At 48.4% G+C, this 22624-nt stretch carries 13 protein-coding genes; 10 read left to right on the top strand and 3 right to left on the bottom strand.

Annotated features, from left to right (window positions below):
- Positions 1-20 precede the first annotated feature (20 nt).
- The 3 genes from QZT80_RS00355 to QZT80_RS00345 all read left to right on the top strand — a co-directional run bounded on the left by QZT80_RS00355 (position 21) and on the right by QZT80_RS00345 (position 8646).
- A complete protein-coding gene (locus tag QZT80_RS00355) occupies positions 21-5609 on the top strand; it encodes a hypothetical protein (RefSeq protein WP_295116481.1) in 5589 nt (1862 codons plus the stop codon).
- Complete coding sequence (locus QZT80_RS00350) at positions 5606-7483, top strand: hypothetical protein (RefSeq protein ID WP_295116479.1); 1878 nt, start codon at positions 5606-5608, stop codon at positions 7481-7483. The genes QZT80_RS00355 and QZT80_RS00350 overlap by 4 nt, the downstream gene beginning before the upstream one ends.
- A gap of 368 nt (positions 7484-7851) precedes the next feature.
- Complete coding sequence (locus tag QZT80_RS00345) at positions 7852-8646, top strand: penicillin-binding transpeptidase domain-containing protein (protein WP_295116477.1); 795 nt, start codon at positions 7852-7854, stop codon at positions 8644-8646.
- A gap of 121 nt (positions 8647-8767) precedes the next feature.
- On the opposite strand, the gene QZT80_RS00340 is transcribed toward QZT80_RS00345, so the two are convergent.
- Together QZT80_RS00340 and QZT80_RS00335 are read right to left on the bottom strand one after the other, a co-directional pair.
- On the bottom strand, positions 8768-9475 hold the full coding sequence (locus tag QZT80_RS00340) for a DUF1028 domain-containing protein (protein ID WP_295116475.1): 708 nt from the start codon (positions 9473-9475) through the stop codon (positions 8768-8770).
- A gap of 36 nt (positions 9476-9511) precedes the next feature.
- Positions 9512-9766 (bottom strand): hypothetical protein, encoded by a 255-nt coding sequence (locus tag QZT80_RS00335; protein WP_295116473.1) that lies wholly within the window; start codon positions 9764-9766, stop codon positions 9512-9514.
- Between the two features lie 245 nt (positions 9767-10011).
- Here QZT80_RS00335 and QZT80_RS00330 point away from each other — a divergent pair, with 245 nt between their 5' ends.
- The 4 genes from QZT80_RS00330 (at position 10012) to QZT80_RS00315 (ending at position 16191) form a co-directional block, all read left to right on the top strand.
- Positions 10012-10770, top strand: a complete 759-nt coding sequence (locus tag QZT80_RS00330; protein ID WP_295116471.1) for an Error-prone repair protein ImuA — start codon at positions 10012-10014, stop codon at positions 10768-10770.
- 1 nt (position 10771) lies between these two features.
- Positions 10772-12274 (top strand): DNA polymerase Y family protein, encoded by a 1503-nt coding sequence (locus QZT80_RS00325; protein ID WP_295116470.1) that lies wholly within the window; start codon positions 10772-10774, stop codon positions 12272-12274.
- A gap of 61 nt (positions 12275-12335) precedes the next feature.
- Positions 12336-15542, top strand: a complete 3207-nt coding sequence (locus QZT80_RS00320; RefSeq protein ID WP_295116468.1) for an error-prone DNA polymerase — start codon at positions 12336-12338, stop codon at positions 15540-15542.
- 49 nt (positions 15543-15591) lie between these two features.
- Positions 15592-16191: an SUKH-4 family immunity protein gene (locus QZT80_RS00315; protein WP_295116467.1), complete on the top strand. Its 600-nt coding sequence runs from the start codon at positions 15592-15594 to the stop codon at positions 16189-16191.
- Between the two features lie 458 nt (positions 16192-16649).
- On the opposite strand, the gene QZT80_RS00310 is transcribed toward QZT80_RS00315, so the two are convergent.
- A complete protein-coding gene (locus QZT80_RS00310) occupies positions 16650-17441 on the bottom strand; it encodes an alpha/beta hydrolase (RefSeq protein WP_295116465.1) in 792 nt (263 codons plus the stop codon).
- 158 nt (positions 17442-17599) lie between these two features.
- Here QZT80_RS00310 and QZT80_RS00305 point away from each other — a divergent pair, with 158 nt between their 5' ends.
- The 3 genes from QZT80_RS00305 to QZT80_RS00295 all read left to right on the top strand — a co-directional run.
- Positions 17600-18256, top strand: coding sequence for a hypothetical protein (locus QZT80_RS00305; protein ID WP_295116463.1), 657 nt, complete (start codon positions 17600-17602; stop codon positions 18254-18256).
- Positions 18257-18844: 588 nt separating this feature from the next.
- On the top strand, positions 18845-21934 hold the full coding sequence (locus tag QZT80_RS00300) for a SusC/RagA family TonB-linked outer membrane protein (RefSeq protein WP_295116461.1): 3090 nt from the start codon (positions 18845-18847) through the stop codon (positions 21932-21934).
- Positions 21935-21945: 11 nt separating this feature from the next.
- Positions 21946-22624 (top strand): SusD/RagB family nutrient-binding outer membrane lipoprotein (locus QZT80_RS00295; RefSeq protein ID WP_295116459.1); only part of this gene is annotated, 679 nt, incomplete at its 3' end.

Genomic DNA, 22624 nt, shown 5'->3' with positions numbered 1-22624 from the left:
CATCTTATTAACTGATACCAATGCCCGGTTTCAACGATATTATACAACAACTGGAAGCAGCCCGCGGTACGCAGGCGGCCGAACAAAAAGGTTTTGTACAAAGCCGAGAAGCACTTAATAAAATCCGTAAACAGCGTGAACAGCTGGAGCGGAAAGTGAACGCGAACAGCGAGGAGTACCAGTCGCAGCTGAAGAAACTAAAAGCGCAGGAAGAAAAGGCCATTGCTGAATTTAATCAGCGTAAAGGCACGCTTGCCGATGCAAAGAAGATCAGCTCGGGTGTGTACAGCGAGTTTTTCAAACTTTCTGATCCGCGCCAGCAACTGTCGAACTTCAGCGACCGTACGCCCGTGATGTTATTCCCCGTGCGTATAGAAACGCGTTTTAAAAAGAATGCCGTTGCAGGCGCCGCTACCGACGAACTCTGGGTCCGCATCTTTCCCGATGATGCTTTAATTGATTCGTTTGAGGAACTGTTGTCTGAAACGGAACTTAAAAATACCATCCTGTATTGGAAGCAACACTGGGCGGCTGGTGGTGATGAAAACCTGGAACGTGGCGCATGGCGTGCATTAGCGGGCAATCATGGCTCCGGCAGGGCCAGTTACCTGCTGGAACAGTACAAGCCGTTAAATGCTGCGGACGCGCCACTAAAAGCGAAAGCAGAAGATGTAATACTGGTAATTGGCGGAGCTAATGTGCCAACTGCACCGGAACAAACCATGCTGGCTACATACTGGGAAAAAATATGGAGGGTGGCAGGCGATGCTGTGCAGGAACAGGCCGCCTGGGACCAGTTAGTACTGGACGCAGGTGGTGAACCCGCTGCCACCACTTTACGCGATAGCTACACGCCCTTCAACCTGGATGTAGTGCCCGCTGCCCCCTTTACCAAACCGGATGCCGCATTCACTCTGGCGTTCCTGCAATTACCCGATCCGGAGGGAATTATCACAAAGGCACAGTCGTGGTCGCAGGCCCCGCTGGTAGATATGCTGCCGGAAAGGTTCGTGGTTACAGGATACGATCAGAACAATGCCGTAGCGTTCCAGGAGTTAGGCCGTCATATCCCTTCGCCCTTATATGTTGCGCCTGATCCGGGTTTAAGTGAGGAGGAACAGTTTAGTAAAGATGCGAATGGCGATATCGTTATGCCCGAAGAATTGCAATGGATGGTGGATTTTGATACCGCTATCCAGAACGGGCTTGGATTAAAGATAAACATCACTGCCGAACAGGCTCGTTCCGGCTTTAAACGTATAGTAGTACTGGGCGTACGCCTCAGTGCCGACGCCTTTAAGGGGCGCCATATGCTCGAAACGCTGTTTGATCATCATCGCCGCAGCCGCAAAGGTATTGCCATATTACCACAAGGCGCCGCCACTAATAATACAGAATCCGGCGAAGCCTTACACGTTAATATTGATGATACGGACGAAAGTTTTGCCTTACTGAAAAAGGGCAAACTGTTTGAACCGGAAACGGACTGGATACTGAAGAAAGATGGTCAATGGCTGGCGGAGAGCCTGGGTATAGGCATGGATGCGGTAAATAAAATATCCAATGCCGACCAGTCAGATACAGCGGAAGCACGTATGATGAACGTAGCCTTGTGGCCTGCCACCATGGGATACATGATGGAGAGCATGATGCAACCAGTGTTCAGCGATGATGATATCCGTAACACCCGCGAGTTCTTTAACCAGTTCGTATCTGGCCGCGGACGTATACCGGCGATCAAGATAGGGCGGCAGCCTTACGGTATTTTACCTGTAACCGATTTTTCTAAAATAGGATGGTTGAGAGGAAGAACAGAACCTGGTCTGGCGGCGGCGGCTGTGAACAACGGCAGTCCGTATATAAACCGCCTATACAACATTCTTAAAGAAACCGATAAGGTGTGGGATGTGCTGGTGAACAGTGTGTCGTATATCGGCAAACCAGGTGCTGATGGTCAGCAGGTATTATTGAACGCCCTCGGCCTCAATGCCGCTTCGGTCGACTACTTCCAGCGTACCGCCGAAAGTAAGCAGGATATATTTAACCGGTATAACATGCTGGGCATTGCCGGTCCGTTTGTGGCCGCACTGGTAAGTGGTTTGTACGTGAAAAGCGGTATGGACTTATTAAAGAAGTTCGGTTATGCCAACGAGGCTGTTCCCGAAATGCTGGATAAGTTTTTCCTGAAAAGCGCCAATAAACTGCATGGCCCTTTGATCGACGACCGGCCATTATCAGAAAAAGAGTTGATCAGGAAATACACTACTGATGATAAAAATTACATTGAATGGTTGATAAGCGCCGTTAATACTTCGCACGATACGCTGCGTAAACAGGCGGGCTTTAAGGATAATAAAATTCCCAATGCATTGCTTTACCTGCTTATGCACCATGCGCTGGATTTAAGTTACGTGGAGGTGAGTCTTCGCCTGTATGAAAAAGCGCAACTGTTAAACAGTAACCAGGTAAGGGCGGCGAAAATAGAACCGGCCTTTCTGCACATAGCAGAAAAAGCACCGCAGAGCGAAAGCCGCTGGAGCTATCTCTATTCCAAACAGGCATCCATTACCGGTAATGCCGCTGAATTGGTTGGTGATTACATTCCAAAGATCATTAAAACAGAAGTGGCCAGCCAGTATATGAAAGAGCAGCTGGAAGCCATGGAGCGATTAAAAGATTTACCAACTGCACGCCTCGAACGGATTTTCGCAGAACATGTAGACTGTTGTTCCTATCGCCTCGACGCCTGGAAGGGCGCCTTCCTCGAATACCAGTTGCAGCAGCTTCGCCAGCAACAGGGCCCGAACGATGAAGGTGGCAATACAGGTACTTATATCGGCGCTTTTGGATGGGTCGAAAATGTAAAATCTGAAAATAAGGTACTGACCCCTGTTCAACTCGACGATCCTGAGTTGAATAAGATGTTTATCGAAAACCAAAGCATCCCGTTGATGCGTGATAGTACCAATGGCGGTTTTATTACGGCGCCTTCGCTGGACCATGCAGTAACGGCGGCTATCCTGAGGAATGGGTACACCGGGAATAAGAACCCTGCTTCGTTGCGTGTAAACCTTTCTTCGGAAAGAGTACGTAAGGCGCTGGCAGTAGTAGAAGGTGTGCGTAACGGGCAGTCGATGGGCGCTTTGCTGGGTTATTACTTCGAACGTGGCTTGCATGAAGGGTATCCGGGTGTGGAACTCGATTTCTTCATTTACCAGTTGCGTAAGGCTTTCCCATTGGTGGTGAACCGGATTAAAGAAACCCAGGTGGGTGAGGCGGCAGGTAATGAAGTGGAAGTGATAGAGGCGCGTAACGTTGTTGACGGCCTTTCGCTGATCGATCATGTGGCGAAAAATGGTATTAATACTTATCCTTTTGGTAAGACAGGTTTGCCTGCACTGGAAAATGCCGCGCAGTCGACCGCCATCACCAAAGAACTGGAAAAGATAAAAGATATTAATGACGCGGTAGCCGACCTGGCCATCTCCGAAAGTGTATACCAGGCGGTGTTAGCGAACTACGACCGCTCTAATGCAACGCTGGAAACCTATAGCAGCGGCAACTTCCCGCCCATACCCGATGTAGTGCAAACGCCGCGTCGTGGTATAAACCTTACCCATCGAATGGGATTGCATTTCAAGCCAGGACTGGTAGCAGCGGCGGGCGCCACGGCGAGGGCCAAAGCAGAACCGGCGGTGAACGACTGGTTGGAAACAAGAGTGCCTGCTATGGCCGATATTATCTGTCACGTTAGTTATCCGGGTCAGGTTAATGAGATGGTAACGGCCGCACAACTGGGCCTGTTGCCCATCGACCTGTTATTTATGATTAACACCGAAAGCGAACAGGCGCTGAAAGAGATAGACGACCGCCTGCTGAAGTTCGTAATGGATAAAGGAGGCATGAGGCCCGATGCGAAGATTGAGATCAACTATATGCTGCAGGTGCCTGGCAAATACAGCCTGTTCGAACTGGCGCCTTTATTTAACAGTCTGCGTGCCATCCTGCTCCGCTCACGCCCGCTGAGCCCTAACGATGTTACAATTGCAATAGAGGCGAAGGATAAAGAAGATGGAGTGGTATTCGTGGACCGTAATGTTACACGTTTACAGGCTACACATGCCGGTCTTAAAACATTACTGGATAACGATCTGACTAACTTCATCAATAGCATTGCGCCACTGGTGGCCGACACAACGGCTAACCGCAATGCCATCATCGCCAGTCTTAATACGGCCTTTATACAACCTGTATTGCCGATACTTTTTAACCTGGGACAAACAGGTTTAACCGAAGCTGGTTATGGATTTGTATACACGCGGCAAAAAGAGATCTTCCTCAGCCTTATCAATAAAGTAGCCGAACTCACTGTAAAATGGGACGGCAAACTGGCCGACTTCGATGCACAGATTATAGCCTATGCTGCGCTGCCAGGCGCCACTACCGATGCGGAAAGAATACAGTTCCTGCAAACTGCCGAGCTGCACATTTCTACTCTGGTACGTGAGGTATTACCGGCACTGCCTGCCGATTATCTCAACATCCTTAACACGGTAGTGCGCCCGGCTTTTGTGGCTAAACTTGACGATCTTAAAACAGTGGCGGCAACAGCAGCTGCCAGTTTGCCTGCATTGTTAACGGAGGTGCGTGGGAAACTTCCGGTGACGGATTTTGATGCGGAGCCATTTGATATCAGTGGTATCGAAAACCAGTTCGTTGTATTCGCTACCGAAATAGATGCGACTGCAAAGGCATTAGCCTCCAGCCTGACTAAACGTTTGGATAAGGCCCTGGGATTACTGGGTCAGGTGCCTGGTGTTACAGATGGCAAGAAGCAGGCGAAACTGGTTACAGATGCTGCGGCACAGCTTTTTCACCAGGACTTTAAAATAATCCCGGAATTTGGCGTTACAGCAGATAGTGGCGCAGAGTGGGAAAATTCATTTGCTGAAAAAGCGCAGCTGTTAAGTTATTTGCAAACACCGGATGCGGGTGGGCTTATTAAATCGGAGTTCCCTGAGGATGACTGGCTGTACGGTCTTGCCAGGGTGCGTGAAAAATTGCATCATTGGGAGAACATCGTGCTGCTCGGAGAAGCGATGGGGGCTACGACACCCGAACTGCATCCCGTTCAGTTGCCGTACCAGGCCGGTGACAGTTGGCTGGCGCTGGATTATCCTGCTACTTATACGATTGACAGCGATCGCCTTCTATACACCGCGCATTACAGCACAGCCTTTTCTAAGAGCGACCGGCAATGTGGTTTATTGATCGATGAGTGGACAGAGATCGTACCGGCTACTGAAGAAACCGCAGGTCTTACATTCCACTATGATCGTCCGAATGCCGAGCCACCACAGGCTATTCTGCTGGCGCTGCCAACTTCATATACAGGATCGTGGAGTTGGGACGATCTGTTAAATACTGTAAATGTTACGCTGGAATCGGCGAAGAAACGTGCCGTAGAACCCGCGCAGGTAGATACTACCGCCTATGCAAGATTCCTGCCGGGCATTGTGTCGTCGATGACGGTACACCCGATCACCGTTTCGCTGAACCTGGCCTTCAATAACAAAATTCACGAAGTACTTTTAAACTCCGGGCAATGAACAAATACGTTGCAGTAGATAATATATCAGAAGAACTGAGTGTGCGCCGCCTCTTTGGCATTACCCTCTGGAACAGGCTTGAAGCACGACCCCGCGCCGATAACTTCGACCGTGCCCTGCGTGCAGAAGTTCGCGATGCCTTGTGGATGCTGAGCAAACAATGGCAGATGGGCGAGTTTTTAGGAGATGATGCAGGTTCGCCGGTGTTCTCCAAGATGTACATGACCAAAACCCGGCTCACAAAGTTTGCACCTGGTGGTCATGATGCAGAATTCTTCGATGATACCGTTCCGCTGGAGGCGAAAGTAGAAAAACGTGCCATTCCTTTCGAAAGCCAAACCACGATGCTTTCGCTCGATTTGCGTTTGCTGATGGGCCGTCAGTGGTTAAAGATGATAAAATCGTCGGTAAATGCCACCGTGCTGAGCGAGTACATCAACCATTATAAAATCCCGCTACCCGATGCCGCCAATAAGGACGATGCGCCGATCACCGCACACAAAGAAGCCTGGCAGCAACTAAATGCCGTAGCGGGTCGTTGCATGGATGGTGCTGCATTTTACTTTCGGGTCAAAGGTGCTATCAATCTCGCCCACGATGGCATTCCTTCATTGCCCGCGGCACAACAGCCGGATATCGAAGCTATTGCCACCCGTTTCATCACATGGTTCGAAAATCTTTATTACCAGCCAGGTGTTGATGGCAACGATGCCTGGAAACCGCAGCAGCTCGAATACCAGTTCGCCTGCTCGGCCCCGGTGCAGGGCGCGGAAAAAGTATTAACAGCAGATGAATACTACCAGGGCCATCTCGATTGGTATAACCTCGATATAGACCCTTCGCAAAAGGTGTTGGGAGAAGTAACAGGCGATGTACCTGCAGATATAGAAGATCCGCTTAAATTCAGTTTTATACCCGTGCCAGTGAACTTCGACGGCATGCCCAATACGCGCTGGTGGAGTTTTGAAGATGGTCGCACTAACTTCGGTAACATCACCCCTAAAACTACCGACGCAGGTAAGTTATTGTTTATCGAATTCTCGCTCGTATACGCAAACGACTGGTTCCTGTTACCGGTAACATTGCCTGCAGGCAGTATCGCTTCCGTAAAAGGACTCTCCGTTACCAATGTTTTTGGCGAACGTCTTTGGATTGAACCGGCAGGCAAAGGTCTTGACGATGCCTGGAATAAGTGGAGCATGTACACCCTCAGTACAAAAGGTAACAACGGGGAAGCTACCGATACCAGCCTGCTCGTACTGCCCACCGTATCGAAAATACAGGAAGGTGCGCCACTCGAAGAAATACACTTTATCCGCGATGAAACCGCGAATATGGTATGGGGCATCGAAACCGTTGTTCCGCTCGCCACCGGCTGGGATAAAAATGGCAACGAGGCTGCCCGCGAACTCCGCAACCGTTATCAGCAATTGTTTGATAAAGCAGTAGAAGATAACACCGAGGTGCCTGCAAACCCGGTATACCACGCTGATCTCCGTTACGAAGTAATGAACACCGTTCCCGAAAACTGGATCCCGTTCATTCCGGCCCGTATCGATGGCAGCAACCGCTCTATCCGCCTGCAACGCGCCGCTATGCCCCGCATAATTAAAGGTAAAGAAGGCGCTCCTGATAAAACTGAACCACGCTGCTCATTGCTGCGCGATGGCCTCGACTCCGGGGGGCACTACTTTATCAACGAAGAAGAAATTACCCGCGCAGGCACACAGGTATATTCTACGTACCAACGTGCCCGTTGGTATAATGGAAAAGTGGTAACCTGGCTGGGAGTGCGTAAAGAAACTGGTCGTGGCGAGGGTTCCAGCCGCCTTGAGTTTGATCAGGCACGGGCTGTGAAGAAGAATACGCCTTAAATAGTAGTAAACATAAATAATGTAGCCGGGACGATGTTCCGGCTATTTTGTTTGGCAATACAACTTACACCCGATGAAGCCCAATCCTGTCGTGTACCGGCGTTAGCGGTTCCGGGGTTAGCGGGCGTCACCGTACCCGTCATTGCGAAGAATGAAGCAATCTTCGTGTGTAGTCTCCGCACCAGTAATTGGTTTGTTGCATGGCCAGTTTACGTACAGTAGCATACGTTATCGAATTCATGTTCTCGTTTGCCGGTAGAGTTGTCAGTATCCTTATATCCTGCAACTACATTTTTACTTAAGCGGCACTTTCGCAATGACGTATTAAACAAACAAAATTTCTAATTAAGAATTGATATTTTGCACAGATGAAACCTGCGATCTTCTTAATACTACTTCTCACCACTACCCACAGCTTTGCCCGGCAAGCCTTACAACAACCCTTCAAAGATTATCAGCTTAAAGGAAGCACCACCATTTACAACTACCACGAAAAGAAGTGGACCTACACCGATACTGCTGATGCCCGAAAGGCAAGCCTGCCCGCTTCCACGTTTAAGATCATCAACCTGCTTATTGCGCTGGAAACCGGTGTAATTAAGGACGGGAATGTGGTGGTGAAATGGCCCGGCGCTACAGATACTACATTGTATGGCTACCGACCGGATATTTATCATGATATAAGTGTGAAAGAGGCTTTTGTTGTATCTGCTGGCTGGGCGTTCATAGAGCTGGCGAAAAAAATAGGGGTAAAGCGGTACAGGCGTTATTTAAAAGCCGCAGGTTATGGTAATGGCGATGCCTTGCAGCACTGGCCCGATTTCTGGAACTTTGGCAGCTTTGCCATTTCTCCTGAAGATCAAATTAAGTTCCTGGTGAAAGTCTATGAAAATAAAACCCCTTTCGCTAAAAGGAATACCGACATTCTTAAAAGCGTGATGCTTACAGAAGAAACTAATCAATATAAAATTTATTCGAAAACCGGCTGGACGAGAGATAGCGGCATAGACAGCGGCTGGTGGACTGGTTACATAGTATCGAAAGGAAACGTATGGTTTTTCGCGACCCGCATTACAAAACCATTGAAAGAGCAGAATAGTAATTTCAGCGCTGCCCGTAAAGAGATAACGAAAAACATCCTTCGGCAGTTGGGTGCTATGTAAGATGCTGTTTTAAATCCTTTAAGCGTTGCAAAATGGGGACCGGAGTGAAAAGGAGTATAAGAATATCACTTCCGTTTTTTTTTCAGCTGGCGTTGGAAGTGAATTAAGGACAAGATAAGCGTTAACCCTTCACCTTTTTCCATATTTCATACTTCTTACGTAACTCCATTACCGCATGATGGGTGTTATTATTGCCCGGCACTACGAAGTTAATGTAAGGGGCGGCATCGGTTGGCCTGGCAATGGTCATAAATGCACTGGAGGCTTTTCGTTCTCCACATCTGGCATCTCCGCCATGTTTGGCGCCCTCTTCCATGGCTTGCATAAGTATTTCCGGTAAGGGGAGCCCGGCTGCCTGGCCTTTTAATGCAATGTCCATTACTGCCTGCAATTCACCCGCAGTGGTAAGCGTGTTGCCCTGTACACAAATCCCACTGGCAGTTAATGCGCCTTTATGAGCAGGGGCAGAAGTGCCGGTGTAAGTAGCAGGATGAGCGATGTCGTTTGCCAGCAAAACGGCGTATTGCTGTTGTTCCGGTTTGTAGTCGGGATGTTGCATGGCTTTAATAATGTCTTGCGCGGTAGCGCCGGCGATCATCATTTCAACACCCTTTTTCCTGGCCAGCGGGTGGCTCGCAGCCTGTACGATAACAGCGCCTTTGCCGGGAATAATAACGCCAATACCATACACGCTGTAACTGCAGGAAGCACCTGCCATTCCAATAGTGTTGGTTTTGGGGTCGATAATGATAATAGACCAGGTAGCCGATGCTTTTATGGAAAAAGCAATCAGCAAAAGCGTGAATAAAATACGGTAATGGACTTGCATGGGGAAGGCAGAATTAATCAATCCCCTTTGGCGGCTTTATTCCTGCGGCTCAAGTATGCCAGGGTAACGTTTCATGATTACTGCCATAAACTCATTAAAATCCAGGTTCTCCAGCACGGGTTCGTGCATTTCGATCGCTTCTCCCGACTCGCCGGCATGGCCGAAAGTAGAAGAAGAATGGGCGGAAAAAAGTTTGTCGCTGTATTTTAAACGTACCGTGTAAGTGTCCCGGTAGGGGAAGATAATTTCCTTCCCTTGTTTTAAACTGATAAAAAGCTGCTTCAGGTTCATTCTTTTTCAAAGATAGTTTAATGTATTGATTTGTTGTGCAGGAAGATAAATGGGCTTTTGGGTGGATATCTTTTTTACCTGGTGATAATCATTTGTTTAGAGGCATTTCTGCCCATATTTAAATGTCAATCTTTTTGCTAAGCTAATATATTTAGTATAGATTTGCTAAATAATTTAGTTAGTGAAAGATAGTGCGCCGTTTTGGTACGGTAAAGGAGCGCTTTTTATAAACGAAGTGAAGAGAATTGTTGCAAAATCTGAAAGACGCCTCCATGTTAGCTGGTCGGAGAGATATAATCAATCAACTGCAAAAGGATATACTCCTTTTACAGGGCTTCAGACCTCATGTTGCTGCTACCGGCAATATGGGGCTTGGCCCAGTGGAAGCAGCCTTTCCCAATGGCGTTTTTCCAACGGGAGCAGTGCATGAATTTATAAGTAATGCTGCGGAACAAACTGCGGCAAGCAGCGGTTTTTTGGCAGGACTGCTGGCGCCATTGATGAGGCAGGGCGGCGCCTGTATATGGATCAGTGCTTCGCGAACGCTGTTCCCGCCCGCTTTAAAGTCTTTTGGTGTGCAGCCGGACCAGGTAGTATTTATAGACCTGGAACGAGAAAAAGATGTGTTATGGGCGATGGAAGAAGCGTTGAAGTGCGAAGGACTCGCAGCAGTAGTAGGGGAAATGAAGGAGATAGGATTTACTGCTTCACGGCGTTTGCAACTGGCGGTAGAACAAAGCAGGGTAACCGGTTTCCTGTTGCGTTACCAGCCGCGTAACCTGCATGCCATAGCCTCTGTGGCACGATGGAGCATAAAACCGCTGGCCAGTAAACTGGAAGCTGGAATGCCGGGTGTTGGTTTCCCGCGCTGGGAAGTAGCCTTGCAAAAGGTACGTAACGGTAAACCAGGTGTTTGGGAAATAGAGTGGACTGATAAAGGTTTCAGGCAGGTGCCAAAAGAAGTACCGCAAAGGTTGGAAGTGGAAAGACGAAAAATCGGATAACATGCCCGGTCGTTTTATTTCCATATGGTTCCGGCATTTAACCACCGACTGGCACATTATCCGCCAGCCAACACTAAAGGAACAGGCTTTTGTGCTGGCTGTTACAGCACATGGCCGTATGGTAGTAGCCGCCGCCAGTGCGAATGCCGAACAACAGGGGGCAATGTCAGGTATGGCCGTAGCTGATGTAAGAGCGCTTATTCCCGGTTTGCAGGTATTTGACGAGCAACCCGGTATGGCCCTGCGATTATTAACCGCTCTGGCTAAATGGTGCATCCGTTACACGCCGGTTGCAGCCATCGATCAACCCGATGGATTAATACTTGATATCAGTGGTTGTGCGCATCTATGGGGAGGAGAAGAGCTGTATCTGAAAGAGATCGTAACCCGCATCCGGTCGCATGGTTATCGTATAAGGGCGGCCATGGCGGATACGCCTGGTGCTGCGTGGGCAATAGCGCGGTATGGAAAAGAAGAGCCGATCATAAAGAGCGGAGAACAGGCTTCGGCTTTAATGTCTTTGCCACCTGTAGCCCTGCGACTGGAAGAAGCAACGCTGCAGCGTTTACAGAAACTGGGTTTGTACCAGGTTAAAAGCTTCATTGCTATGCCCCGGGCTTCACTCCGCCGCCGCTTCGGTCCTGGTATGTTGTTGCGCATCGATCAGGCATTGGGTTGGGAAAACGAAGTAATTATACCCGTAGAGCCCACCCTGATATACCAGGAGCGCCTGCCTTGCCTTGAGCCGATTATGACGCGCACAGGGATAGAAATAGCACTGGAGCGCCTGCTGGAAGCGTTGTGTAATAGTCTGCGCCAAAAGGGCATGGGCTTACGTACAGCCGTATTAAAAGCATGCCGGGTAGATGGAAAAACGGAGCAGGCTGAAATAGGTACGAACCGTGCTTCGCATAATGCGACACACCTGTTTAAATTGTTCGAGAACAAAATCAACTCTATTGAACCAGCATTAGGTATCGAACTATTTATACTGGAAGCGCCGAAAGTAGAAATACTTGAAGCACCCCAGGAAGCATTATGGAACAGTGGTCTTAGCCTGGAAAGCATGGCACTCGCGGAACTGATAGACAGGATCACCAATAAGCTGGGTACAAACGTCATTCACCGTTACCTGCCTGCCCAGCACTACTGGCCCGAACGTTCCATCCAAAAAGCGAACGCCCTGCAGGAAAAACCCGCTATCGAATGGAGCAACCAGGTACCACGCCCCGTACAACTCCTGCACAAACCCGATCCCATAGAAGTAAGCGCTCCCATTCCCGACTACCCGCCAATGCTGTTTCGCTACAAAGGCAAACTGCACCGCATCAAACGAGCCGACGGCCCCGAACGTATAGAATGCGAATGGTGGCTGGAACAAGGTCAGCACCGCGATTACTACATGGTAGAAGATGAGGAGGGACAGCGGTATTGGGTATTCCGGTTAGGGCATTATACCGGGGAGGCATCGGACGGGTGGTTTATACATGGTTTTTTTGCGTGAGGGGGGTGGGAAATAAAGTAGCAAACAACTGAACACACCAACAAACTAGAAACTCATCACCATGAGTTATACCGAACTACAAATCACCACCAACTTCTCCTTCCTTCGCGGTGCCTCGCACCCGGAGGAATTAGTAGAACAGGCCGCGATTCTGGGTTATCGTAAAATAGCCATCACCGATCGTAATACGTTCGCAGGTATTGTGCGTGCGCATGCTGCTGCCAGGGTGCAGGGGATTAACATTATTCCTGCCTGCAGGCTCGATTTGCTGGATGGCCCCAGTCTGCTGGCTTATCCTACTGATAAAGATGCGTATAGTTTGTTGTCTGCTTTGCTTACGGTGGGTAATTTGAGGGCGGAGAAAGGGGCGTGTCATTTGTATAAGGAAGATGTATATGCACATGCAAAAGGGATGAAGTTTATTGTGGTACCACCAGTGGCTTTAAACCAGGCATTTGATTTTGATCCGTCGTTCGGGCAGGCTGTGTCGCAATACAGGGATGCGTTTGGAGCCAATGTTTACATAGCAGCTTCCCGGTCGTACCAGGGGGACGATGGTAAGAAATTATTCCGCATTTCTCAGCTGGCTAAGGAGCTACAGGTGCCGATGGTAGCTACGAATAATGTGTATTATCATGATCTGTCGAGGCGGGAGTTGCAGGATGTGCTTACCTGTGTGCGGGAGAAATGTACGGTGTATGATGCGGGTTTCAGGCTGCATGCTAATGCGGAGCGGCACCTGAAAACAATAGCCGAAATGGAACGTTTGTTCCGCCAATATCCGGATGCTATTTTGCGTACACAGGAAATTGCGGAGGCCTGCCAGTTTTCTCTGGATTCGCTGAAATATGTATACCCGGAGGAGATTACGAGTGAAGGGCGCACACCACAGGAGGAACTTACCTTTCTTGCCTGGCAGGGGGCAAAGGAGCGGTTTGGAGAGGTGTTGCCGCAAAAGATTATCGATGCGGTGAATTACGAACTGGACTTCATTGAACGGATGAATTATGCCGCTTATTTTTTAACGGTGCACGATATTGTGCGGTATGCCCGCCAGCAGCATATTCTTTGCCAGGGACGAGGATCTGCAGCTAATTCAACGGTTTGTTACTGCCTGGGTATTACTTCGGTGGACCCTACTAAATTTGAATTGCTGTTCGAACGTTTTATTTCCTCTGCACGCAACGAACCGCCGGATATCGACGTAGACTTTGAACACGAACGCCGCGAGGAAGTGATACAATACATTTATGAAAAGTATGGCCGCGACAGGGCGGCTATCGTAGCTACTGTTACGCAGTTGCACCAGAAAGGCGCTATCCGTGATGTGGGCAAGGCGATGGGCTTATCGGTGGATACGGTGAACCGCTTATCTGACGCTATATGGGAATTTACAGAAGAGTGGTTCGAAGAAGGCCGCCTGACCGAAAATGGCTTAAACGCCAATGATCCGCATCTTCGGAAAGTATTACAACTAACAGGGCAATTAATGGGCTTTCCCAGGCAACTGGGACAACATACAGGAGGTTTTGTAATTACCCAGGGCAAACTGTCAGAACTATGTCCCATCCTCAATGCCCGTATGGAAAACCGTACCTGTATTGAATGGAATAAGGATGATATAGATGCACTCGGGTTTATGAAGATCGATGTGCTGGCGCTGGGCATGCTTACCTGCATCCGTAAAGCCTTTGATCTTGCGAAGGCGCATTACGGAAAAGAGTATACGCTCGCTAACATCCCGCAGGACGATCCGATGGTATATGAAATGATTTGCAGGGCTGATACGATAGGTGTATTCCAGATTGAAAGCCGCGCGCAGCAGTCGATGTTGCCCAGGTTAAGACCTGAAAAATTTTATGACCTGGTAATAGAAGTTGCTATTGTACGCCCCGGGCCTATCCAGGGAGATATGGTGCATCCATACCTCAGGCGCCGTAATGGTGAAGAGAAGGTTGAATATCCATCTCCTGAACTGGAGAAAATTCTCAATCGTACGCTCGGTGTACCGCTGTTCCAGGAACAGGCTATGCAGATAGCGATTGATGCTGCCGGTTTTACACCCGCAGAGGCAGATTTGCTACGGCGTAGCATGGCGACATTTAAAGCGAAGGGGCTGGTCAGCCAGTTTGAAGAGAAATTGATCAGCGGTATGACTGCAAGGGGATACACGGAAGAATTTGCCCGCAGGGTTTTTAAACAGCTGGAAGGTTTTGGCAGTTATGGTTTTCCTGAAAGTCATGCAGTGAGTTTTGCGCTGCTCGTGTACGTATCATCTTATATCAAATGCCATTTTCCCGATGTGTTTGCCACGGCGCTGTTAAACAGTATGCCCATGGGATTTTATCAACCCGCACAGATAGTAATTGACGCCAGGAACCATGGGGTGGAAGTAAGGCCGGTTGATGTAAATTATTCTGAATGGAATAACACGATAGAAGGCAAACTTACGATGCGGCTTGGTTTCAGGCAGGTATCGGGTTTAAAGGAAGATGATATGCAAAAACTGCTGACCGCCCGCCATGAAACATTTACCACGATACCGCAATTACGGGATGCCGGTGTTCCGGATGCTGCGCTCGAGAAACTGGCTGATGCGGATGCCTTTCGTTCACTGGGCCTCGACCGCCGGCAGGCACTATGGGAGGTGTCGGCGCTGCACGACAGGCCCTCGGCGCTTTTTGAAGGACAACCTACCGGCGAGGCACAGGTGAGTCTTCCATTGATGTCGGACGCGGAACATGTGGTGCAGGATTATGCGGCTACTTCTTTATCGCTCAAAGCCCATCCCGTAAGTTTTGTAAGAGAAAAGTTGGACATGCTGCACATTACGCCCGCCAGCGGATTGAAAGCGTTAAAAGACGGTATGCCCGTAAAAGTAGCCGGACTGGTACTCGTTCGCCAGCGCCCCGGTACTGCAGGCGGCATTTGTTTTATTACAATAGAAGATGAAACCGGCTGCGCTAATCTTGTGGTGTTTGAAAAGTTGTTCCATAGATACCGGAAAGAAATATTGCAATCCAGGTTATTAATGGTGGAGGGGAAATTGCAAATAGAAGGAGAAGTGATACATGTGGTGGTACAGCGCTGTCATAATCTTTCCCCTTTATTGAAGCAGCTGGCGCCAGCAACAGATAGTGAACCTCAGTTGCTTACGTTATCACGCGCTGATGAAAAGTCGCCCTTCCCAGCCGGTGAAAATAAACGTGCGCAAATACGTACAGAGCCAGATACCGATATTTTCGGTAAGGGCAGGAATTTTAAATGATAAATAAAAATCACTACTTTAGGAAGTAGTACCTGTGAATCGTTTTTTTATGATATCCATAGAAGATTTTAAGGAAAAATGGGAAGCGGAATATGGCGATAGCCTGCAAACGTTTTCCGCCAACAGCCTGGACGGTTTTAGCCTTGATGCAGCCACGCTGGAGTTTTTAATTGATTTTGGCCTGCCCAAAAGCACTGCACCGTTCCTGTCGTTCGCCGGCAACCCGGACCGGGGTAAATACAATCTTTCCTGTATCGGCTTTCTTAACTCCTGGTTCGATTTCCTGGACGAAGATTATTCCCGTTACATCGCTATCGGTACAGATGGCAGTGGCGATATTATCGCTGTAAATGCTGCCCGTAACGGTCGTATCGACTGGATAGATCATGAGGACATGGAAACAAACCGTTACATGAACGGCAGTATCTTTCAACTCGCCGCCTGCCTGCTGGCTTACAATGATTTTGTAAAGTTAACCACACAGGACAACGCCGATTTTGATTTCGACTTCTCCGATGTGCATTTTGAAACATTAAAAGATATCCTGATCGATATTGATGTACGCTGCACCGACGAAGGTTTCTGGAAAAACGAACTGGATACGCTGCTCGCTAACCGCGAGTGGGAGCGGAGCAGCAGGAGCAAATAGGGAAACAACACCGTTGTACGGCCTCATATTTGCCGGCCCCGCTTTGTCATTATTGCTTTCCATCCTGTCATTATATGATTCCAGGATAACAAAAGATGGTGTCAGCGTAACAAAAGTGATCGCCAGTATAACATAATTGCAGGGCAGAGGAGCATTAGGCATCGACAGGAGAACATTAGGCCCCGCCAGCTGCCATCTGGGCATAACCAGACGAGCTTTAGCTACCGCCAGCTGCCATCTGGGCACCGCCAGATGAACTTTAGACATCGCCAGATTCACTTTATGTATCGCCAGCTGACATCCAGGCATCGCCAGCTGCCATCTGGGCAGTGCCAGATCAACTTTAGACACCGCCAGATTCACTTTATAGACCGCCAGCGAAGCTTTAGATGTCGCCACTGCCATCCAGGCATCGCCACTGTCATCTGGACATGGGAAGATGGGTTCCGAGGTGCTTTTTACTTGCCCCTGATCGCCTCCAGCATCAGGTGAAATGCCCCGATCGGCATATCTCCATGTCCGTACCCATCTAATTCGTACAAAAAGGTTTTCTTATGCCCCGCCAGTTTCACCATCCTGGCCAGGTAGGCGTTTTCCTCATATCTTCCCAATAATTCCTTTTCACGGTCGCCGGTATAGAGGTACAGGGGTGGTGCATCGGCACGCACATGGAATAAAGGAGCGTATTTATCGATAGTGGGCTGTATATCAGCAATGCCCTGTTCCTGCCTTACAGTGAAGTGGGTGATGGCCTGTCCGCTGAAAGGAAACAGCGCTGCGATCCGGTTAGCATCGATGTTGTATTTGGCAAGGTATTGTTTGTCGAGCCCGATCATTTCCGCCAGGTAGCCACCTGCTGAATGCCCAGATACATAAATACGGTTAGTATCGCCACCATATTCGCGGGCATGGGCAAATACCCAGGCTACGGCTGCTGCTGCATCTTCAATATAAGCCGGGCAGGTCGCTTTCGGACTTAAGCGGTAGTTCGCGGCTATAACGATCATTTTCTGGTTTTTCAACTCCTGCGGTATATTCTTGTTGCCCCCTGTAATACCACCGCCATGGAACCAAACGATCACAGGTGCATTCACTGCTTTTTCAGGGTAATACACATCCAGCACGCAACGCTCTTTCATGTACGCATCCTGCGTGCCGGTACGATAAGTTATGTTGTTTTTCTGTGAGTATTGCTGAGCGAAGGCGGAAAAAGAAAGGAGCAGCAGCGCCAACAGGGCAAGTGGTTTCATACGGGAAGTTTGTTTATGGGCAAATAAACAAAAAATCTGCTTCCAGGAAGAATGAAATTGCTCAACGGAAAAGGCAGGATGTTTTATTATTGATGATGTGTTAATAGTAAAACATGGTGGATTGTTTTATCTTTCAGTACCGGCAAGAATCAGCGCCCATGATGTATAAAGACCAGATTAACTATTTTTTACTGAACAAACTGCAGGCTGCACATTGCGTTAAAGGCATACTGGATTACCAGCTGACTGCGGGTGCGATTATGGCTTTACGCGGCGAAAAGGAAGATGGAGGAAGTGTTTATTTCTGGGAGCTGGAGTTGGAGCTGAGGCGGCATCTCGCAAATTATATGGAACAGGAGGCACCGCAGGCAAAGGCATTGGAGATTGAAATTGATGTAAAAGCAGAAACATTTAAATATCGCGATTTTTCGGCCATGGCCCTGAAGCTGCTGGCAAAAGAAGACGGCAGGGCCGATCTGCTTGCCCGGCAGCAGCAACTCCGCCAGGTAGACAACGCGGCCTATGGCTACTCGCTGGCTACGCGGGTGGCCGATGCACTGGACCATGGCTCCTTAATGCACAGTCACCGCGATTACTGCGGGATGGGGCTGGAAAAATCGAAGGACGGCGACTATTTATACGGTGAGGTTTGGGACGGTTATCTTACACCTTCGCAGATTTTTAGCGATAAGATCACTTTTATCAGGTGGCTGGCCGAACAATCAGACGCTTCTATGGCTAACCTGAACAGCGAAGATTTTTACAGTAATAACCAGGTAATTAACCGTCTTCGGTTAGAAGCGTTTGTTATATAAGTGCCTGCAGGATAAGTTGCTATTTTATCAGTTTTTCGCACTAGATAAAAATATGGCGCGGTTATTGCTTCTGAGAGTCTCCGAAATAAAACCCCTGAAAATATTAACGGAAGTAACCATGTCTTAATGAAAAACCCTACAAGGACTGCTAATTAGCAGTCCTTTCTTCTTAAAAAGAATTAAAAATTATCACCCCAACACTTGAATTTCTTTTTTTTAGACGTTATCTTAGTAACGAGGTCAAGCACAAAAAGATATTATTGTTTATCAACCAGAGTGGTTACGTGTTTTATTTAAATCCCAGTATGCGGCACAATTGAATTGTAGTATCTATTTATAAAAAAAAGTTTCTGCTGATTTTTAATGGCATGTGAGTACGCATTACGTGCCTGTAGTATTTTACTAGTTTATGGATATGTGAACCTGACAACGCAATTTTTTTCGGTTATCTATTTATAAAAAAAGGGTTATCTGTTAATTACTGTAAAGGGCCATGTGATGCTTGCAGCACAATTAACCTCGTATTTTCCCAATTCAACATTTGTTTAATCAACCAGGTTTTATCACCAATTTCTTAAAACGTTTAACATGAGAAGAAAGCTCAGGTTATTAGCGATATGTTCGCTGATAATGGTGTTGTTACCCGATTTGTTACGGGCGCAGCAAAAGACGATTACAGGTACAGTGATCTCCGACGAAAAGCAAGCCCTCCCTGGCGTAACGATCAGGATCAGGGAAAACAACGTTAACACGCAATCCGATGCCAGCGGACATTATTCCATCCAGGGCATTCCGGGACAAACAATTGAATTTTCGTACATCGGTTTTCTTACCCAAAGTGTGATTATCGGAAATTCCTCTTCAGTAGACATTACCCTTGTGCCTACGCAAAAGGGGTTGAATGAAGTAGTGGTAACCGCGATGGGTATTAAAAAGGAAAAGAAAGCACTCGGCTACTCCGTGCAGGACATTAAAGCCGATGAGCTGATGAAGAACAAAGACCCTAACCTGATTAACTCTTTGAACGGCAAAATTGCCGGTTTGAACATTACCAACTCAGGTGGTGCGCCTGGTTCTTCGGCCTCCATCATTATTCGTGGCGGTACCTCGCTCGAACGTAATAACCAGCCATTGTTCGTCATCGACGGTGTACCCATGGATAACTCCACCGGCCAGGGCGATAACAGCGCCTTCGACGGATCGGTGAACTTATCGACCACCAACAGCAACCGCGCTATGGACATCAACCCCGAAGACATCGAATCGATTTCGGTGTTGAAAGGTCCTGCAGCGGCAGCGTTATATGGTTTGAGAGCAGCGGCAGGTGCAATCGTGATTACCACCAAAAGGGCGGCGGAAGGCACCGTAACCGCCACCGTAGTGCCGCGTTACACCACCAACTGGGTGAACAAATTGCCTAAACAGCAAAGTAAGTTTAAGCAGGGTTCTTCCTATAACGGTACGTTTACCGATCAAACACCGCGCTCATGGGGCCCCGAATTTGCGCCCGGCGATACCATTTATGATAACATGGCCGACTTCTTCCAGCGCGCACATGCTTATGATAACAGCTTTAACGTATCGGGCGGTACTAAAACCAGTAAATTCTTTCTATCCGGTTCTAATCTTAACCAAACCGGTATCGTGCCCACCACCTCTTATCAGCGTTCATCCGTGCGTTTTAATGGCGAGCAGCAGGTAGGTATCGTAACTGTGGGTATTAATGCCACCTATTCTGTTAGTGAAACCCAGAAAACACTTACCGGTAGCGGTTTGTGGGGAAGTAACGGATCTGGTTACATGGAAAGCATCATCGCCTGGCCAAGAAGTGATAATATGACGAACTGGCTGAATCCTGATGGTTCTAAACATCGCCTGTTGCCTAACCTGTCGCTGGATTCGGATGTAGATAACCCTTACTGGCTCATCAACCGTAATCCACAGTCAGACAGAACAAACCGTTTTGTAGGAAATGCTTACGCCAGCGTTAAAGTAACAGACTGGCTGGATGCAACGTACCGCCTCGGTTTGGATAACTTCACTACTAACTTCAGCAGCCTTACCAGACCTGGTTCTTCTGTGAAAGAAGCGTGGCAGAACGGTATGTTGTCTGAAACAAACAGAGGTTTCAATTATGTGAATGGTAACCTGATGCTCAATTTCCATAAGCAGGTGGGCGATTTCGACCTGGCTTTACTGCTGGGGCACAATACAGAAGATACTTATGGTAAATCTACTTCCGTAAGGGCAGAGAATTTTTCGCTGCCAGGTATCATCTCCATCAACAATGCTAAAAATGAGAACCGTTACGCCAGCGAGTATCGCAGTAAAAAACGACTGGTAGGCGGTTACGGTGAGTTTAGGGCAGGATACAAGAATATCTTTTACCTGAGTGTTACCGGCCGTAACGACTGGACTTCCTCCCTCGAAAAAGAGTTCCGGTCTTTCTTCTATTCTTCCTACAGCGGCAGCTTCGTGTTCTCCGAACTGATGGAGCCTAACAATGTGTTCTCCTTCGGTAAGATCCGTGCTTCATGGGCGCAGGTGGGTAAGGATACCGATCCTTACGCTACCAATACCTACCTGTTCGGCCCGGAACTTACTATCGGTGCCGGTTTCCGCAACAGCTGGCAGCAGGGCAACCCGATCCTTAAACCGGAAAGTACCTCGTCCACCGAGTTTGGCACCGAACTACGTTTCTTTAAAAACCGCTTCGGGGTTGATTTCACGTACTATACCAACAAAAGTGTTGACCAGATACTTTCTCCACGTGTAAGTAACGCTACCGGCTATATCCTGAAGTCGGTAAACGCAGGCCTTATCGAGAACAAAGGTTTCGAAGTATCTATCAATGCTAATCCGGTACGGAATAAAAACTTTAACTGGGACATGACGCTCAATCTTTCCCATAATAAAAGCCGTGTGAAAGAACTGCCAGGCGCAATTCCGATCCTTTACGTAACAGATGTACAGGTGGGTAACGCTAAAGCTGCTTCTTATGATAAAGGGGTGTTTATGGGCCTCAGTGGTTCCAAATGGCAAACCGATTCTGCCGGCAACCTGCTGCTCGACTGGACCACCGGTTATCCTATCCAGGGAACTTTAACCACTTTGCCGGTGGGTAACCGCGAGCCTAAAATGATTGGTGGCCTCAACAACAGCTTTACCTATAAGAATTTCAACTTCAATATGCTCTGGGATTTCAGGATTGGGGGTGATGTGTATAATGGCACAGAATACCTGCTCACAGCTTATGGTCTTAGCGAGCGCACACTCGACCGGGGTAGTGAGATAACGTTTACCGGCAGTTCGCTGAACCCGGCTACCAGTAAGTACGAAACCGTTACACGTAATGTAATTGCTACAGAGAAATACTACCGCGATGTGTATGCTAACCATGCACCCTTCTTTATAGAGGAAGTGAACTGGATGAGGCTTCGTTCCGTATCGTTGTCGTACTCGCTGCCGACATCCGCGTTAACACGTGTGCCGTGGCTGAAAGGAGCCTCCATTACGGCAACCGGCACCAACCTTATACTGTTTACCAACTACACAGGTATGGACCCGGAAACAAGCGCTGCGGGCGCGGGCGTTATAGGCTCCGGCTCTGTTGGTATCGATTATGCCGGCGTACCTGCAACGAAAGGTGTGGCGTTTGGTTTAAATATTAAATTCTAAATCTCCGGGACATGAAAAAAGTATTCTTGATAATAGGTTTATCCATCACTTTTGCCTCCTGCGAGAAATGGCTGGATGTAAACACGAATCCAAACAGCGGTACCTCCGACATACCCACTGCCGAAATGCGACTGCCGCCATTGATCGCGCAGTTTTGCGATGGATATGAAAGCTCCGGCACCAGGGCTGCCTTCATTACACAACAACTGGCAGTTACTTACGCCGTAAACAATAACTGGAACCTCACCCGCTGGTACTCCAACGTGTCGAGCGCCAACTGGCCATGGCAGTGCTGGTACGTAAACGCGGCCGTAAACGTGGACCCGCTGATCACTGCAGCACAAAAAGTAGAAGCCTGGCATTACATAGGCGCGGCCAAAGTGATTAAAGCATGGGGTTTTGGTACCCTGGCGGATTTCTATGGTATGTTGCCGTACGAGGAGTTTAATACGCCCAGCACCTATACTCCTAAGTTTGACGACGGCTCGCTGGTACAGGAAAAAATACTCGCCATTTTAGATGAAGCGATTGCTGACCTGCAGAAAACACAAGGTCCTGCAGCACCGGCACTCGCCAAAGGGGATATTCTTAACGGCGGTAAAGTAGATAACTGGATCAGACTGGCTTACGGTCTTAAAGCCCGTTTCCTGCTGCATACTTCCAAGAAGGCTAACTTCGACGGAGCAGCCG

Origin of the sequence: uncultured Chitinophaga sp. (genome assembly GCF_902168175.1) — a bacterium.
In the GTDB taxonomy this organism is placed as follows: Bacteria; Bacteroidota; Bacteroidia; order Chitinophagales; family Chitinophagaceae; genus Chitinophaga.
This window is presented reverse-complemented; position numbering and strand designations above follow the sequence as displayed.

Coding starts and splice junctions, on each gene's coding strand:
- QZT80_RS00355 (WP_295116481.1), top strand. CDS start 21: ATGCCCGGTTTCAACGATATTATACAACAACTGGAAGCAGCCCGCGGT.
- QZT80_RS00350 (WP_295116479.1), top strand. CDS start 5,606: ATGAACAAATACGTTGCAGTAGATAATATATCAGAAGAACTGAGTGTG.
- QZT80_RS00345 (WP_295116477.1), top strand. CDS start 7,852: ATGAAACCTGCGATCTTCTTAATACTACTTCTCACCACTACCCACAGC.
- QZT80_RS00340 (WP_295116475.1), bottom strand. CDS start 9,475: ATGCAAGTCCATTACCGTATTTTATTCACGCTTTTGCTGATTGCTTTT.
- QZT80_RS00335 (WP_295116473.1), bottom strand. CDS start 9,766: ATGAACCTGAAGCAGCTTTTTATCAGTTTAAAACAAGGGAAGGAAATT.
- QZT80_RS00325 (WP_295116470.1), top strand. CDS start 10,772: ATGCCCGGTCGTTTTATTTCCATATGGTTCCGGCATTTAACCACCGAC.
- QZT80_RS00320 (WP_295116468.1), top strand. CDS start 12,336: ATGAGTTATACCGAACTACAAATCACCACCAACTTCTCCTTCCTTCGC.
- QZT80_RS00315 (WP_295116467.1), top strand. CDS start 15,592: ATGATATCCATAGAAGATTTTAAGGAAAAATGGGAAGCGGAATATGGC.
- QZT80_RS00310 (WP_295116465.1), bottom strand. CDS start 17,441: ATGAAACCACTTGCCCTGTTGGCGCTGCTGCTCCTTTCTTTTTCCGCC.
- QZT80_RS00305 (WP_295116463.1), top strand. CDS start 17,600: ATGATGTATAAAGACCAGATTAACTATTTTTTACTGAACAAACTGCAG.
- QZT80_RS00300 (WP_295116461.1), top strand. CDS start 18,845: ATGAGAAGAAAGCTCAGGTTATTAGCGATATGTTCGCTGATAATGGTG.